This window comes from Acinetobacter sp. YH01011, from assembly GCF_013420785.1.
Lineage (GTDB): Bacteria > Pseudomonadota > Gammaproteobacteria > Pseudomonadales > Moraxellaceae > Acinetobacter > Acinetobacter towneri.
The window spans coordinates 1-14,953 of the sequence record NZ_VOYG01000004.1; the positions used below are offsets into that span (position 1 = coordinate 1).

A 14,953-nucleotide genomic window follows, 5' to 3' on the forward strand; every position below is an offset into this window, starting at 1 on the left:
CCACCTACGCGCGCTTTACGCCCAGTAAATCCGATTAACGCTCGCACCCTCTGTATTACCGCGGCTGCTGGCACAGAGTTAGCCGGTGCTTATTCTGTGGGTAACGTCCACTTAGCCCAGGTATTAACCAGGTAAGCCTCCTCCCCACTTAAAGTGCTTTACAACCAAAAGGCCTTCTTCACACACGCGGCATGGCTGGATCAGGGTTCCCCCCATTGTCCAATATTCCCCACTGCTGCCTCCCGTAGGAGTCTGGGCCGTGTCTCAGTCCCAGTGTGGCGGATCATCCTCTCAGACCCGCTACAGATCGTCGCCTTGGTAGGCCTTTACCCCACCAACTAGCTAATCCGACTTAGGCTCATCTATTAGCGCAAGGTCATAAAGAGCCCCTGCTTTCTCCCGTAGGACGTATGCGGTATTAGCATCCCTTTCGGAATGTTGTCCCCCACTAATAGGCAGATTCCTAAGCATTACTCACCCGTCCGCCGCTAGCTCAGTTACCGAAGCAACCTCGCCCGCTCGACTTGCATGTGTTAAGCCTGCCGCCAGCGTTCAATCTGAGCCATGATCAAACTCTTCAGTTAAAATCATTTTGAAGCTTTAATCTAAACTTCCAAATCTGGCTCATCAATTTTCTGACTTAAATTTCGCTCAAATAAACTTCGAGTAATTTAAACCAATCAATCAATGAAATATCTTCGATTAATCAATCAGTAAAAATCCACACAAGTTGTTCTTCATAATCTCTTAATGATCTTCTCGATGCTTCGTCAGCATCAAGCTAGGTCGGCTATATTACGCTTTATTTCTAAAGTGTCAACTGGTAATTTAAATTATTTTAAACTTTCTTTCTAAAACCCAACTTAATCATTCTTAACCAAGTCATTGTTTTATCAGAAGTTTTAATCTTCATCACCGCCGATGGATGTGCATTATAGGGCAAATATTTCGCCATGCAACCCCTCTTTTTAAGTTTTATCAGTTTTTTAATCCAAACGGTTAATTATTCAGCAAAATACTTCACTTTTCCACAAAATACTGTTTATTTCTTTTTCTTGATCATAAAAGGTTCAGGATTCATAACTACATCTGGCATTTTTTCTGGCTGATCATGTTCCTGCCATTTCAGTGCGCGGCAGTCGATATATTCACAATAGCCTCCTTCTCCTTGTTGTTGATCTCCATTTATAGCCAACTGATATTGAAAACTTCCGACATAACCTGCTGCAGCCCCAAATTTAAAATCACCACGACTCTGCGCCTGTAAATGAATTGAGGTGCCATCTTCATCTTGATAACGCCATTCAAACTCACGTGGCAAATACATACACTGACCTGTTGGCGTTTTTACTTTTGGATAAACCCGTTGAATATTAAATTGTACTTGCCCATCAAATACCCGAGTTTGCTCCGTGTTCGCATTTCGCAGATAGATTCGAGATTGCAAAATTCGATTCAACACATCACGACTTTGTAGCAATATCATTTGTTGCTGATGATTCAGATTAATCACTTGATAGCAAAAAAATGCCACAGCGAAATAAGGAAACTGGATTGAGCGGGCAAACTCAAAACTACCCAATTGCTCAATCTGAAAATGCTGATCTTTATAGCGTACACTTCCCTGACACTGACACAGCAAAGACCAATGTTCTGCCAAATTCATTCGCAATTTAGTGAAATATGAAATTGTAGAGCTTGTGGTGATCTTTAAATCAAAGCTAAGTTCGCTATCTTCACGTTGAATATGAAATTGCGGAAAGTGTCCAGTAATGCGCTCTTTATTGGCAAACTGAAAATACTCTGCAGTAAATACGCAATCATGTTGTATTGAATAATGATTGGACTGCCCCACCATGTGTGGGCTGCTACTACAAAGAATACTGGCTGTGTCTAAAGCTGAGGTTGTAATCACATTTTCAGGGCGCAGCATTGCGGTATTTAGGCTGCCCAATAAACCAATAAAGTTGAGATAATGTAAGGGTGCAGGCAAATTAGGAAGAATTAAGCCCTGATAGATAAATTTATAATGATGTTTTGGGGCGTGATAAGGCAGTTTGGCGGTTGCCGCAGGAGTTTGATTGAGTTGTTTGGAACGATCGAGAAAATCTTGAAACAGCTGCATATCAAACTCCTTGTGAGTTGATGCTTTTATGAAAGCTTAATTAACTCACTGCATTTTTTCTTGCCATAAAAGTGGTCACAAAACCTGAAAGTGCATAAATAATTGAAATCACTAAAATTCCAACAGGAATATTATAAGTCATGGCTGCAAGGATAAATACTGCGATTGGCAATACAAAAAACGGCACACGCTTACGATCAAAGGTTTTAAATGAATAATATTTAATATTGGAAATCATCAACAATCCTACTGCAATAATAATCACAGCATTGAGGATTTGTAGACCAATTTCACGAATATCATACAGTTCAGGAAAATCCCGTCCTACCCAAACCAGCGACACGATAATCAGCGCAGCCAAAGGACTTGCAACACCAATAAAGTAGCGTTTATCGACCACACCAATTTGCACATTAAAACGCGCCAAACGGAATGCGGCACAAGCCGTATAAACAAAGCAAGCCGCCAAGCCAATACGGCCTAAATCATGCAAACTCCAGCTATACATCAAAATCGCAGGTGCAACACCAAAGGCGAGCATATCGGATAATGAATCAAACTGTTCGCCAAATGGACTTTGCGCACCAATCGCACGTGCCACACGACCATCTAAACCATCAAACAATGCTGCTAGAAAAATGGCATAAATCGCTTGGCTAAATTCGCCATTCATACTGGCAATAATGGAGTAAAAACCCGACAGCAAGGCTGCCGTGGTAATCAGGTTTGGCCACAGATAGATACCACGACGTTTCACCTTTTGCCCTTCACGGGTATGTTCTTCTTCCACCACTTCAAATGTAATTCCGTCATGCTCAAGATCACGGGAACTATATTCTCCTTCGGGTTTGGATGTGTTTGTCATTATTTTGTGTCCTAACTGTAACCTGAACGTCTATTTAAATTTTTTATTCGCCAACTAACCAACGCACTGCAGCATGTCCACCATGTTCTTGCATACGCAAGTGCGGGAACAACCATTGCAGGGCTTCATCTGCATCTTCAGAGAATTTCCATGGTGGATTAATCACCAATAAACCACAACCGTTTAAGCCCACAGGAGTATCGTCAGGCCACACACAAATTTCACAAATGAGTTGACGGCGAATACCTGTTTTAAACATTTTCTTTTCAAAACGTTCAATCATGGCGCGGTCTTTAATTGGATACCACACCGCAAATACGCCTGTTGGCCATTTTTTATGTGCAGCTGCCAATAATTCAACCAACTGAGGGAAATCTTTACGTTCCAATTCATACGGTGGATCAATCATCACCAAACCGCGTTTTTCTTTTGGTGGAATGACGCCCAATAAACCTTCGTAAGCATCACGCTCATGTAAACCTGCGCGTTTGTCACGAATGTTATGACGCAATTGCTGGAATACATCGCGCTGCATTTCAAAAATAGTTGCTTTGTCGATGTCACGCATACCTTGTAAAGCAAACCATGGCGAACCGGGATATGCACCTTGCCCATCCGTTTCACGCATTGCTTCAACCAGTTTTAAATACTGCTGTACGCCTTCTGGTGCCTGACGTTTGATTGAATCATCTAGTTTCACTAAACGATGAATACCATTTAAAAATTCGCCCGATTTTTGTGCAGGTGCTAAAGATAAGTCATATTTACCCGCACCGCCATGTGTATCGACATAGCGATAAGGTTTATCTTTGGCATTTAAACGTGTCAGAATTTGCAGCAATAAAACATGCTTCATGACATCGGCAAAGTTGCCCGCATGGAAATGGTGACGATAATTCATGTTTGGTTCATTCCTAAAATCAACCGACATTTTAGCATGAAAAAAAGTTTCATTCAGGAGCTTGTATTCCTCTAAAATAATCAGCTTGTCTTGCATTTTGTCTGAGTATCTATTTTATGGACGCCACACTGCTTCCAAAATCTTGGAATATTGATCAAATTCTTGAAGATTTAGATTTGCATGGTTTTGCTATGCTGGATGATGCCTATTCACCTGAATATCAACAACAGGTTCTAGCAGAGTGTAGTCAAAATTTAGATCAATTTCATGAAGCAGCCATACAAAATGGTGTGATCAGCAAAATTCGCAGTGATCATATTTTATGGATTCACGAAGATTTAAGCTTTGCCCAACAACATACCCAAACCCTTTTGGCTTTGGCTGAACAATTCAATCAGGCATTTTATTTAGGGATTCGTGAGGTCGAAGCACATTTTGCCAGCTACCAAGCAGGTTCTTTTTATGCCTTGCACCGCGATAACCCACAACAAAAAAATGATCGGGTGATTTCTGCTGTCTATTATTTACACCCTGAATGGCAGCCTGACTGGGGTGGTCAGCTCCGCCTGCAAGATAAACACGACCAATGGCATATTATTGAACCATCACCGAACCGTTTAGCCATTTTTCAAAGTGATTTATTGCATGAGGTTTTGCCTGCCAAGCAACAACGCTTGTCTATCACAGCGTGGTTACGCAGTGGCAATGCGCTTTGGTAAATTTGCTAGAAATGCTTGCAGTTTTTCCAGTGCTTTGGCTTTAAAAGCTCAAATCTGCCCCGATGTATAGCCCATATTGCAACAAGGAATTCACCAATGCGCCATTCGACTCAACAGCTTATTCAACGTATTGGGGAAACCGACCAACTTTTTTTACAAGGCAATACGCCTGAATTGGCATTAGAACGTGCCGATTTACGCTTACAATTGGTGAGTTTGAGCGAGTTACGCCAAGAACAGATTTACTTTTTGCAAGAAGCCATTGTGCTGTTGGAACAAGGTCGGATTGAATTTGAAGAAATACCGTTGACGCTGTATATCAACTTGTCTTTGCATTTAGCCAAAGCCTATATGATGTATTTTGAGCTGACCCGCGATGCAAAATACGCCTTAATTACTCAACAAATTTTAAAAGCCATGACTCATTATGCACATGGAGATATTTTCTTTTTCTTGGCCTATGCCAGTGCCAGTAAAAATGAAAGCGCACTGTGTCGCCACTGGTTAGGTAAGTACAGTAAAACTGCCGAATTTGATTTGGAACTCTTACAAATTCACCCTGCTTTTAACGCCTATCAAACAGAAGTCTGGTTTAAACAAATTCTCAAAAGCAGAATGCATTAAAAAAACGCCTCAGAACGTTCTGAGGCGTTTTTTTATACTAAAAATATTAAAGATGATAATGACTTGAACCTAAACAGCTTGTAAACGATAAGCATCTAAATGTAATTGTTGATTGAGTTCATCAATCCAAATGGCCCAATCATCGTCTTGTACCAAATGACTGATTAAAAATTCACGTTGTGATTTATTCCAAAACGGCGCTTCATGTAAATTAATATGTGCAGGTAATTGATGCGTACGTACATACAATTCAATGGCTGCAGGGCTGCTGGCTAAACCGAGTTGGCTGAATAACATGGCTAATGATGGAGTATTTTGCATGAGCACCTTGCCCCCTTTTATTAGTTTCGTTGTAATTCCTTATTCAACCAACTTATAACACTTTGTATAAAAAACCCAGTCTTCCGACTGGGTTTGTTGTATCTTTTTGTGAGCACGCAGTTTACTGGCTCTTTTTAGATGAAAAGTATTTGATTTAACTTAAATACCGATTAAACACTCGGGTGTTGATCACTATGTAATTGCTCATTTAAGGTTTCAATCACAATGGCCCAATCATCATCTTTTTTCCAATGGCTTTGCAAAAATTGGCGCTGCCCTCCCGTCCAAAACTCGGCACAGTGTAATTTGGTTTCTGCAGGTAATTGATGCTCACGAATAAATTGATCAATTGCTGCATCGTCAGCATCTAGACCCAATTGTTGAAATAACAGTTCTAAAGTCGGTTGTTGGTCAAACATGGCATCCTCCTTTGATTCGTCTTGTACTTTTAATGACCTTAACCTGCTTCGAGCCGCAATTCAGCAGCAGCCGAGTTGCAGCATGTTATTTTTTGTACGATGCGATATACCTAAAGCATCCCACTCAATATTCTTAACACGATGACAGGCAACAAAAAAGCCAGTCAATGTAAACCGACTGGCTTTCATCTACTTAAATTAAAAGTTAGCAACCTGTTAGTTTTTCAGGCTGTGGCTTTTCATTTGGAAAGAAGATTGGGCGCAATTTCACACCAATGGCATTCCCCATAAATGCAAATACTAGCCATAACCAACCATGCACACTGCCCGAAGCAATTCCGCTAAAGTATGCGCCAATGTTACAACCGTAGGCCAAACGTGCACCATAACCAAGTAATAAGCCACCTATAACAGCCGCAACCAGTGAACGGCGTGGAATATTAAAGTTCGGGGCAAATTTTCCAGCCAAACTTGCAGCAAGCAATGCACCCAACATAATGCCAAAATTCATCATAGAGGTGATGTCATGCCACAATGAATTTGCCAATGCTTTAGCATTGCCTGACTGCTGCCAATAATCCCAAGCGCTTACATCTACACCCGCAAAAACAGCAACTTTTGCAGCCCAAACTGCAAGCGCAGAAGTCACGCCCCACGGACGACCAGCCAATACCAAGGTAGCAAAATTCAGCAGCGTTAAAATAAGCCCACCCCAAATTAACGGCCAAGGGCCTTTCAGAAAGCGCTTCCAACCGTGCTGCTGACTTTGTGGCTCTGCTTCTAAACTGCCATGACGTTTCTTTTCAAAAAACACGGTTGCGGCAGCAATCACAGCAAAAATAACAAAGCTTAGAATAAGTGCAGGAATCACCCCAAAACTTTCGACAATCGAGATTGGCGCCAAATGCGGCAGATTAAACCACCAATCTAAATGCGAAGTGGCAATCAGTGAACCTAAGCAGAAGAAAAATAGCGTAACCAACATACGCGCACTGCCACCGCCTACCGTGTATAGCGTACCCGATGCACAGCCACCCCCCAACTGCATGCCAATACCAAAAATAAAAGCACCAATCATGACCGACATCGACACAGGATTGACATTGCCCTTGACGGGATTGCCAAACAACTCACCTGCACCTAAAGCAGGAAAGAACAACAACACCGCCAAGCCCAGCATAATCATTTGAGCCCGCAAACCACGACCACGACGTTCTTTAATAAACACACGCCAGCTAGAAGTAAAACCAAAAGAGGCGTGATACAACGTCATCCCCAAAGCACCACCAATTAAAAATAACAGTGCTTGATTTAGACCCACGATTTGATAGGCGCCGATAGTACCGACAACAAGTAAGATAAAAGCCACCCAAACCGAAACATTCGATCTATGGGCACTTGCAACAATAACTGACATGACAGAGAGAAGATTTGAAAAAGGAAACCCGCGTATTCTAAGCAATTTCCCCTACCGTGCAGGTCAATCGACCTATTTTATAGTCGCTTATCCATTCTGATATTTGATAAGCAATATGAGCTTAGCTGATGATAGGCTTTTAATTGCAAAGATAAAATCAAGCGCAAAAAAAATGCCAGTCAACTTTTAGGTTGACTGGCATCACTCCCGAAGGAGTTTTAACTTAATCTAGCAGATTAAATTATTTAATCATGTCAGCAATTGCTGCGCGTTCTTCTTCAAGTTCGTTTAACGTGAAGTTGATACGCTCACGGCTGAACTCGTCGATTTCAAGACCTTGAACGATTTTGTATTCGCCATTTTCGCAAGTTACAGGGAAACCGAACATTACGCCTTCAGGAATACCGTAAGAACCGTCAGAAGGAATACCCATAGTTACCCATTCGCCGTTTGTGCCAAGCGCCCAATCACGCATGTGGTCAATTGCAGCGTTTGCAGCAGATGCAGCAGAAGATAAACCACGTGCTTCGATGATCGCAGCGCCACGCTTACCAACTGTAGGAAGGAATACGTCGTTGTTCCATTCAGCATCGTTGATTTTGTCTTTTAAGCTTTCTCCATTTGCAGTTGCAAAACGGTAGTCAGCATACATTGTTGGAGAGTGGTTACCCCAAACTGTCATTGTTTTGATGTCAGAAACAGCAACGCCAGCTTTTTGAGCAAGTTGAGTTAACGCGCGGTTGTGGTCAAGACGTAACATTGCTGTGAAGTTTTTCGCTGGAAGATCTGGAGCAGATTTCATTGCGATGTAAGCATTCGTGTTCGCTGGGTTACCAACAACTAGAACTTTAACATCACGGCTAGCAACTTCGTTAAGTGCTTGACCTTGACCAATAAAGATTTCACCGTTTACTTTAAGAAGGTCAGCACGCTCCATACCAGGACCACGTGGACGAGAACCAACCAATAACGCGTAGTCAGCATCTTTAAATGCCACTTTAGGATCATCAGTACCGATCATGCCAGCCAATAATGGGAAAGCACAGTCGTCAAGTTCCATCATTACGCCTTTAAGCGCAGCTTGAGCTTTCTCAAAAGGAACTTCTAATAATTGAAGGATAACTGGTTGGTCTTTACCCAACATTTCACCGCTAGCGATACGGAATAATAGGCTGTAACCAATTTGACCAGCAGCGCCAGTAACGGCAACGCGAACAGGTTGCTTCATGTAATTATCTCCAATTGAGAGGATAGTCAATGCGATTAAATAGCTGTTCTATCTAATCTTAATAATCATAAACGCGAAAGATTGTACTCCAATCATTCAGCGGATGCATGCAAAAGCGCATCAAATTCCACAAAAGTCTGATAGAAAATATGAATAAAATTTCTCAAAAAGCTTAAAATTCAGAAATTACAGTCACCTAGCAAACTAGTAAGAACCTTTAATGACAAACTGATTCGGGCAATTTGATTCAATCGCTGCACCGCACTGCTTATAGCGTCCTGCGGTGTTATAACAAATTTTGATTTCAGTTAAATAACTTTTACCTTGATGGTTAGAGCACTGAAAATGCACGCTTTTTGATGACATACCTGAATTGGACTTGAGAAACAAACTCCGTAGTTGTGACAATTGCACCGTCTGCGTGTCTTGGCCTGTCAATACCGAAGGCACGTTCATCCGATCTGCATTATTAATAATCATGCGAAAATACTGACTGGCATTCATGGGCACACAGCCGCCAATACCTTGCCACAATTGTATCCGTGCAGCTTCATCAGGCATGACTCGCGCCACTACCTTCGCTTGTAGCGGCGGTAACTTTGCCGATGAATGGGTGCTACATTCACGCGTGGCTACTTCGGGATATAAACCCTCAATATTCAGTGAGTAACCTTCTAAACATTTACGCTTTTTGCTTTTGCTCGAATCGATTAAACACACGGCGGGCGTCATTTGCACGGACATCACATAGCCTTGCACGGGGGCAGAAAATGTATTTTGCGTACACAAAACCAAAGCTGTACCACTCAAACCGAGCAATGTAACTTGAATTGGCTGTAAAACTGTACTCATCCACATTTTCAATGCTTCAGCCCCCTAAATTCTTATACACCCAATGACTCACGCATCTATATATCAACACGCATGATCATCTAACTGTATCACTTGTAACATTTTCCTAAGGTGTATTCCGAGATGGAATATGTTGCATACGGCTACTCATTGATTGTCCACCCTGCCCCAACAGCACACCATAGTGCGTGGCATTGGTCATGACATGCTTGACATAGTCACGTGTTTCCAACAAAGGAATGCTTTCAGTATATTGGTCTGCCGCAATTTGCTGAAACTCTGGCTGCCAACGGCGTGCACGATTTGGCCCAGCGTTGTATCCTGCTGTGGCCAGCACAGGGCTATTGCTTAATTGTCGCTGAATGGTCGACAAATAAAATGTACCGTAGCGGATGTTGGTATTCATGTCACTGAGTGCAGCAGGATTATAAGTTTCACCCATTTGTCGTGCAACCAAACGTGCCGTGTCTGGCATAATTTGCATGAGTCCACCTGCACCTACATGCGAACGTGCAGTAGTATTAAAACGGCTTTCTTGACGCATCAAACCATAAGCCCAAGCAGGGTCAATACCTGCATTTTGACTGTGGCTCACAACATAATTACGATGTGGCATAGCATAACGGTAACTATAGTTGTGCTTATTCACAGTACGATCTGCTGCATAAATGGCACGATCATACCAACCCATATCGGTTGCACGCTTAGCCGCTGCTAAAATCAAACCATCATCCTGTCTTAAATACGCCTGACGTACCGCCCAGTTCCATTCACGGTTGACATAATTGGCAGGTGCATTAATTTCACGCAAAGTAAAGGCACGGTTAAAGTGAATATCTTGATTCAAACGCTGTAAGTCATTGGTACTTGGTTGCGTATTCGCAGGAATCGTGTTGTAGGTTTGCCCAAGACGATCTTTTGCCAACAAGTTGTGATAATCATCACCCTGCGCCAATTTTTTATAAATATTTTGTGCACTACGTTTCGACGCTGCATCATTGCGTTGTTCTGAAGCACGTGCCAACCAATATTGCCAACGATCTTCCTGTTTTTGAGTCACACTCATGCTGTCTACAGCACGAATCACACTTTCCCATGCGCCAAAACGAATCGCCTGACGGGCATAAATTTCTGCTTCTTCGGGACTAAAAGGTAAGCCATAACTGGCGTCTAAGGCACTTAACACTTCACGCTTAAAATTGTTTTTCATGACTGTAGTGCCGCCAATATATCCCACAGCACGATACAAGGCTTTTTGTACCGATTCTGGCGCACCTTCTGCACTGCGTTTTAGTGAAGAAAGTGCCGAGTCTAAATCGCTATCGGCTAAACGTCCGATCGCATAAATAAGATAGGCATGGTCTTCGTTGCTTGCTTTAGGCGCAGACCACAAATAATTCAGTGGATTGGCTTGAATGCTGTTCAATTGTGCCAAACTGATATTCATACCTAAACTTTGCGCAGTCGCTAAAGCGAGCCCTGACTGCCCTGCACGCAATTGTGCCCATAAGCGTTGCTGTTTATCTTGCTGAGTCATAATTGGACTAGAGAGCATCATTCGACCTAGACCTGTACAAGATTCAGGTTGTGAGTTCGTGGTCAACCAAACATCTTTAAATTCCGCGACCACCAAAGGATCACCCGAACGGGTACGAACTTGTGCCATGGCACAGCTTTCGGCCTGATCAGCATTACTCACATAGGCAAGCACAGGTTGTGCACTGCTAAAATCGGCCTGTTTCACTTTTTCTTCGATGTAATCGGCTGCGAGTTTTTCTGCCATCGCTGATTGTGGATGGCGCTGTGCAAACTGAACAATTGCACTGGCAGGTTGCATGCCCAAATTGGTGTTCAATGCCCAGTATTCAGGATAGTAGCCCAAAACATCATTTTGCATGGCATATTGATACTGCTGCAATAAATCGACATCACCTGAATTGGCTGCACGCAGTGCATCATTAAACTGTTCATTTGCGGCATGCGTACCCGTCATCACGGCAAGCGAAACCAGACTTAGCACAAGCTTTTTCGTTAATTTATTATTTTGTTTCATCATTTGCAGCATTCGCTTGCCTTCAGTCATTTACTTCTGCCTCGAGATCCGCATCCAATCATTCAGCTTAGTTTAATTAGTCTAGAACCCAAGTTGTGTTCTGTTATGTAACCTTATGATTAGACACTATTAATCTTGAAATCAATCTTCCAACAATTTTGCTTCACATTTCAAGTATGTGATGCACGGATTAAAGGCTGTCAGTTTATCTTGAATTCCTGCTAAAATACGCCCCTCTGTTTTATCTATTCCGTTTATTTTTATAAACGAACTCGTGAATTATCTCTTAGGAGCCTACATGACGGTTCAAACCTTCATCCCGAATGGTGCCCAAGCTGCCTCAGAAAACACTGTTACCCAGCCACAGCACACCCCAGCCGACGGTTCAGTTAAAAAACTGTATATCGAAACGCAAGGGTGTCAGATGAATGAGTATGACAGTCACCGTATGGCAGACCTTTTGGGCGACTCGCACGGCTATGTGCTGACCAGCAACCCTGCCGATGCCGATATTTTGCTCATGAACACCTGTTCAATTCGTGAAAAAGCCCAAGAAAAAGTATTTTCTGAATTAGGACGTTGGCGCAAGCTTAAAGAAAAAAATCCTGATTTGGTCATTGGTGTAGGCGGTTGCGTGGCTTCTCAAGAAGGCGACAACATTCAAAAACGCGCACCGTATGTGGATATGATTTTTGGCCCACAAACCTTGCACCGTTTGCCACAAATGCTTGATCAGCACCACGATCAAGTTGAAAAACCAAAGAAAGAAAAAATCAAACTGGTGGATATTTCTTTCCCAGACATCGAAAAATTCGACTTTTTACCTGAACCGCGTGTTGAAGGGTTTAAAGCTTTTGTGTCGATTATGGAAGGCTGTTCAAAATACTGTTCTTTCTGCGTAGTGCCTTACACGCGCGGTGAAGAAGTTTCACGTCCTTTAGATGATGTCTTAGCTGAAATTGCGACTTTGGCCGAAAAAGGCGTGCGTGAAATTAGCTTGCTCGGTCAAAACGTAAATGGCTATCGCGGTGAAACTTTTGACGGTAAAATTTGTACTTTTGCCGATTTACTGCGTTTGGTTGCCGAAGTACCTGGCATTGGACGAATTCGCTACACCACATCACATCCGCTTGAATTTAATGATGATTTGATTCAATGCTACCGTGATTTACCGCAAATGGTGTCGCATTTACACTTGCCTGTGCAAAGTGGTTCGAATGATGTGTTACAAGCCATGAAACGTAACCACACCATTGATGTGTATATCGACAAGATTGCCAAGTTACGTAAAGTACGCCCAGACATGCACTTATCTAGCGACTTTATTATTGGCTTCCCGGGTGAAACCGATCAAAACTTTGAAGAAACTTATCAGTTTATTCAAGATATGGATTTTGACCACTCGTACAGTTTCATCTATTCAAAACGTCCAGGTACGCCTGCATCTGAACTTGAAGACACCACACCTGAAGATGTGAAAAAAGAACGTTTAGCCAAAGTTCAACAATGGATCAAACAATCTAGTATTGATAAGACCGATGCCATGCTTGGCACGGTACAACGTGTCCTAATTGAAAATGTTTCCGACAAAGACCCGAACATTTTAGTGGGTACGGCCGACAATACACGTTTAGTAACATTTATTGGTGACCCTGCTTGGGTCGGACGCTTTGCGGAGATTGAGATTACCGAGATTAAAACTTTGAATTTAGTTTACGGTGAACTCTTGAATCTTGAGCCTGACGTGGCGTAATGTAGGAGCTAAAGTCCAATAACAGATTAAGGAATTCTCTTGACTGCAGCGATTCGACGTACAGTAACTTTTCCTGGCATTTCAATGGAACGTCTAAAAAGCATGCTCGGTGCTTATAACGGACATTTGAAACAAATCGAACAACGTCTAGACGTCCAAATTTCTCATCGTGGTGACGCCTTTTTTATAGATGGGGAAATTGATGCAGTTGAACGAGCCGAAACGCTCTTGCAACGCCTGCATGAAGAAGCGGAAAGCTCTGCACAAATTAGTGCAGACACGCTCCACATGATGATTCAGGGCAGTCAGACTGACCGTGAATTACAATCGGATGATGGGCAAGAGCATACTGGATTGGATGCTGTTTGGTTGCAAACCCGCAAAGGGCGCATTAATCCACGCGGTGCCAACCAAAAGCGTTATGTGCAACGTATTTTGCAAAGTGATATTTCATTTGGTATTGGCCCTGCAGGTACGGGTAAAACCTATTTGGCTGTTGCCGCTGCCGTAGATATGTTGGAACGCAATGAAATCCAGCGGATTCTATTGGTGCGCCCTGCGGTTGAAGCGGGTGAAAAACTGGGCTTCTTACCGGGTGATTTAACCCAGAAAATTGACCCGTATTTGCGTCCCCTTTATGATGCCCTGTATGAAATGCTCGGCTTTGAAAAAGTTGCTAAGCTGATTGAACGTCAAGTGATTGAAGTTGCACCACTGGCGTATATGCGTGGTCGTACCCTCAACCACTCTTTTGTGATTTTGGATGAAGCCCAGAACACCACGCCTGAACAGATGAAGATGTTCCTGACCCGTTTAGGGTTTGGTTCACGTGCAGTGATTACCGGTGATGTGACTCAGGTGGATTTACCACGTGGTCAGCAGTCTGGTCTGGCACATGCCTTACGTGTGATTGATAAAATCCCTGAAATTCATATTACTCGTTTCCATTCTCGTGATGTCGTGCGTCACCAGCTGGTTCAGAAAATTGTTGAAGCCTATGAAGGCTGGGACAGTGAGCAACAGCGTTTAAGTGCCGAAGCGCGTGCAGAACGTAAAGCGCGCCAGGAAGCATTAATTGCGGAAAATGATGCCGCAGCAGATGCACAGCACTAATCGCTGTGCGCTCTGCAACCTACTGAAGTATTAAGGATTCATTTTGAAATTAAGTCTCAGCCTGCAACAGGACATTCAAGCGCCTGAGCTGGTGTTAAAACGTGCCTATCTGAAAAAAGTAGTCGAAACCACTTTAAGACATATAGACACCCAAAGTGATTGTGAAATTGGAATTGCCTGTGTCGATCATGCCGAAAGTCACAAGCTCAATCTGGAATATCGCAAAAAAGACAAATCTACCAACGTCTTGTCTTTCCCAAGCGATTTACCCGATGAAATGGCACAAGTTTTGCCGAGCTTCCCTATTGGGGATTTGGTAATTTGTATTCCTGTGGTTTTACAGGAAGCTGCAGAACAAGCCAAAACACCATTAGCGCATTTCACTCACATGCTAGTACATGGCACGCTGCACCTTATGGGCTATGATCATGAAACCTCAGATGAGGATGCCGAAGAAATGGAAGCTTTAGAAGTTGAGATTCTTGCCAAGTTGGGTTTGGATAATCCATACATGGAAAGAGATTGAATTTTAAGTTTTAGAAAATCATAAAAATAGCGGGCTA

The 14,953-nt window shown here is 42.7% G+C and carries 14 protein-coding genes and 1 rRNA gene; 5 read left to right on the top strand and 10 right to left on the bottom strand.

Annotated features, from left to right (window positions below; translation table 11 throughout):
* From FTT78_RS03790 to FTT78_RS03805, 4 genes are all read right to left on the bottom strand, one after another.
* Positions 1–584 (bottom strand): 16S ribosomal RNA (locus tag FTT78_RS03790); the annotation flags it as partial.
* Between the two features lie 458 nt (positions 585–1,042).
* On the bottom strand, positions 1,043–2,125 hold the full coding sequence (locus FTT78_RS03795; RefSeq protein WP_104853049.1) for a DUF6670 family protein: 1,083 nt from the start codon (positions 2,123–2,125) through the stop codon (positions 1,043–1,045).
* Positions 2,126–2,165: 40 nt separating this feature from the next.
* On the bottom strand, positions 2,166–2,990 hold the full coding sequence (gene pssA / locus FTT78_RS03800) for a CDP-diacylglycerol--serine O-phosphatidyltransferase (RefSeq protein WP_004976213.1): 825 nt from the start codon (positions 2,988–2,990) through the stop codon (positions 2,166–2,168).
* Positions 2,991–3,033: 43 nt separating this feature from the next.
* Positions 3,034–3,891, bottom strand: a complete 858-nt coding sequence (locus FTT78_RS03805) for a 23S rRNA (adenine(2030)-N(6))-methyltransferase RlmJ (RefSeq protein WP_026438537.1) — start codon at positions 3,889–3,891, stop codon at positions 3,034–3,036.
* A gap of 116 nt (positions 3,892–4,007) precedes the next feature.
* Here FTT78_RS03805 and FTT78_RS03810 point away from each other — a divergent pair, with 116 nt between their 5' ends.
* Together FTT78_RS03810 and FTT78_RS03815 are read left to right on the top strand one after the other, a co-directional pair.
* Entirely contained in the window at positions 4,008–4,610 is a 603-nt protein-coding gene (locus FTT78_RS03810) for a 2OG-Fe(II) oxygenase (RefSeq protein ID WP_180044373.1), read from the top strand.
* A 96-nt stretch (positions 4,611–4,706) separates the two neighbouring features.
* Positions 4,707–5,234, top strand: coding sequence for a hypothetical protein (locus tag FTT78_RS03815; RefSeq protein ID WP_180044371.1), 528 nt, complete (start codon positions 4,707–4,709; stop codon positions 5,232–5,234).
* Positions 5,235–5,303: 69 nt separating this feature from the next.
* Here FTT78_RS03815 and FTT78_RS03820 read toward each other — a convergent pair whose 3' ends face one another.
* The 6 genes from FTT78_RS03820 to FTT78_RS03845 all read right to left on the bottom strand — a co-directional run bounded on the left by FTT78_RS03820 (position 5,304) and on the right by FTT78_RS03845 (position 11,464).
* Positions 5,304–5,561, bottom strand: coding sequence for a DUF2789 family protein (locus FTT78_RS03820; protein ID WP_026438086.1), 258 nt, complete (start codon positions 5,559–5,561; stop codon positions 5,304–5,306).
* Positions 5,562–5,725: 164 nt separating this feature from the next.
* Complete coding sequence (locus FTT78_RS03825) at positions 5,726–5,974, bottom strand: DUF2789 family protein (protein ID WP_180044369.1); 249 nt, start codon at positions 5,972–5,974, stop codon at positions 5,726–5,728.
* Between the two features lie 205 nt (positions 5,975–6,179).
* A complete protein-coding gene (locus FTT78_RS03830; RefSeq protein ID WP_180044367.1) occupies positions 6,180–7,391 on the bottom strand; it encodes a YeeE/YedE family protein in 1,212 nt (403 codons plus the stop codon).
* A 241-nt stretch (positions 7,392–7,632) separates the two neighbouring features.
* Positions 7,633–8,619, bottom strand: a complete 987-nt coding sequence (locus FTT78_RS03835) for a malate dehydrogenase (protein ID WP_180044365.1) — start codon at positions 8,617–8,619, stop codon at positions 7,633–7,635.
* Positions 8,620–8,823: 204 nt separating this feature from the next.
* Positions 8,824–9,471, bottom strand: coding sequence for a ribonuclease I (locus tag FTT78_RS03840; protein ID WP_179988453.1), 648 nt, complete (start codon positions 9,469–9,471; stop codon positions 8,824–8,826).
* A gap of 106 nt (positions 9,472–9,577) precedes the next feature.
* The gene (locus FTT78_RS03845; protein WP_179988513.1) at positions 9,578–11,464 is read right to left on the bottom strand and encodes a lytic transglycosylase domain-containing protein; all 1,887 of its coding nucleotides are present in this window, start codon (positions 11,462–11,464) and stop codon (positions 9,578–9,580) included.
* A gap of 358 nt (positions 11,465–11,822) precedes the next feature.
* Here FTT78_RS03845 and miaB point away from each other — a divergent pair, with 358 nt between their 5' ends.
* Genes miaB through ybeY form a run of 3 tightly spaced genes read left to right on the top strand, consistent with a single transcriptional unit; the run spans position 11,823 to position 14,916 of the window.
* Positions 11,823–13,277 (top strand): tRNA (N6-isopentenyl adenosine(37)-C2)-methylthiotransferase MiaB, encoded by a 1,455-nt coding sequence (gene miaB, locus FTT78_RS03850; protein WP_004976194.1) that lies wholly within the window; start codon positions 11,823–11,825, stop codon positions 13,275–13,277.
* Positions 13,278–13,316: 39 nt separating this feature from the next.
* Positions 13,317–14,390, top strand: a complete 1,074-nt coding sequence (locus tag FTT78_RS03855; RefSeq protein ID WP_004976193.1) for a PhoH family protein — start codon at positions 13,317–13,319, stop codon at positions 14,388–14,390.
* Between the two features lie 43 nt (positions 14,391–14,433).
* Positions 14,434–14,916: an rRNA maturation RNase YbeY gene (gene ybeY, locus FTT78_RS03860; RefSeq protein WP_004976192.1), complete on the top strand. Its 483-nt coding sequence runs from the start codon at positions 14,434–14,436 to the stop codon at positions 14,914–14,916.
* Positions 14,917–14,953: the final 37 nt, after the last annotated feature.

What these genes read in the sequence shown, in the direction of transcription:
- FTT78_RS03795 (WP_104853049.1), bottom strand. Translation starts at nt 2,125, where the DNA reads ATGCAGCTGTTTCAAGATTTTCTCGATCGTTCCAAACAACTCAATCAA.
- pssA (WP_004976213.1), bottom strand. Translation starts at nt 2,990, where the DNA reads ATGACAAACACATCCAAACCCGAAGGAGAATATAGTTCCCGTGATCTT.
- FTT78_RS03805 (WP_026438537.1), bottom strand. Translation starts at nt 3,891, where the DNA reads ATGAATTATCGTCACCATTTCCATGCGGGCAACTTTGCCGATGTCATG.
- FTT78_RS03810 (WP_180044373.1), top strand. Translation starts at nt 4,008, where the DNA reads ATGGACGCCACACTGCTTCCAAAATCTTGGAATATTGATCAAATTCTT.
- FTT78_RS03815 (WP_180044371.1), top strand. Translation starts at nt 4,707, where the DNA reads ATGCGCCATTCGACTCAACAGCTTATTCAACGTATTGGGGAAACCGAC.
- FTT78_RS03825 (WP_180044369.1), bottom strand. Translation starts at nt 5,974, where the DNA reads ATGTTTGACCAACAACCGACTTTAGAACTGTTATTTCAACAATTGGGT.
- FTT78_RS03830 (WP_180044367.1), bottom strand. Translation starts at nt 7,391, where the DNA reads ATGTCAGTTATTGTTGCAAGTGCCCATAGATCGAATGTTTCGGTTTGG.
- FTT78_RS03835 (WP_180044365.1), bottom strand. Translation starts at nt 8,619, where the DNA reads ATGAAGCAACCTGTTCGCGTTGCCGTTACTGGCGCTGCTGGTCAAATT.
- FTT78_RS03840 (WP_179988453.1), bottom strand. Translation starts at nt 9,471, where the DNA reads ATGAGTACAGTTTTACAGCCAATTCAAGTTACATTGCTCGGTTTGAGT.
- FTT78_RS03845 (WP_179988513.1), bottom strand. Translation starts at nt 11,464, where the DNA reads ATGACGGGTACGCATGCCGCAAATGAACAGTTTAATGATGCACTGCGT.
- miaB (WP_004976194.1), top strand. Translation starts at nt 11,823, where the DNA reads ATGACGGTTCAAACCTTCATCCCGAATGGTGCCCAAGCTGCCTCAGAA.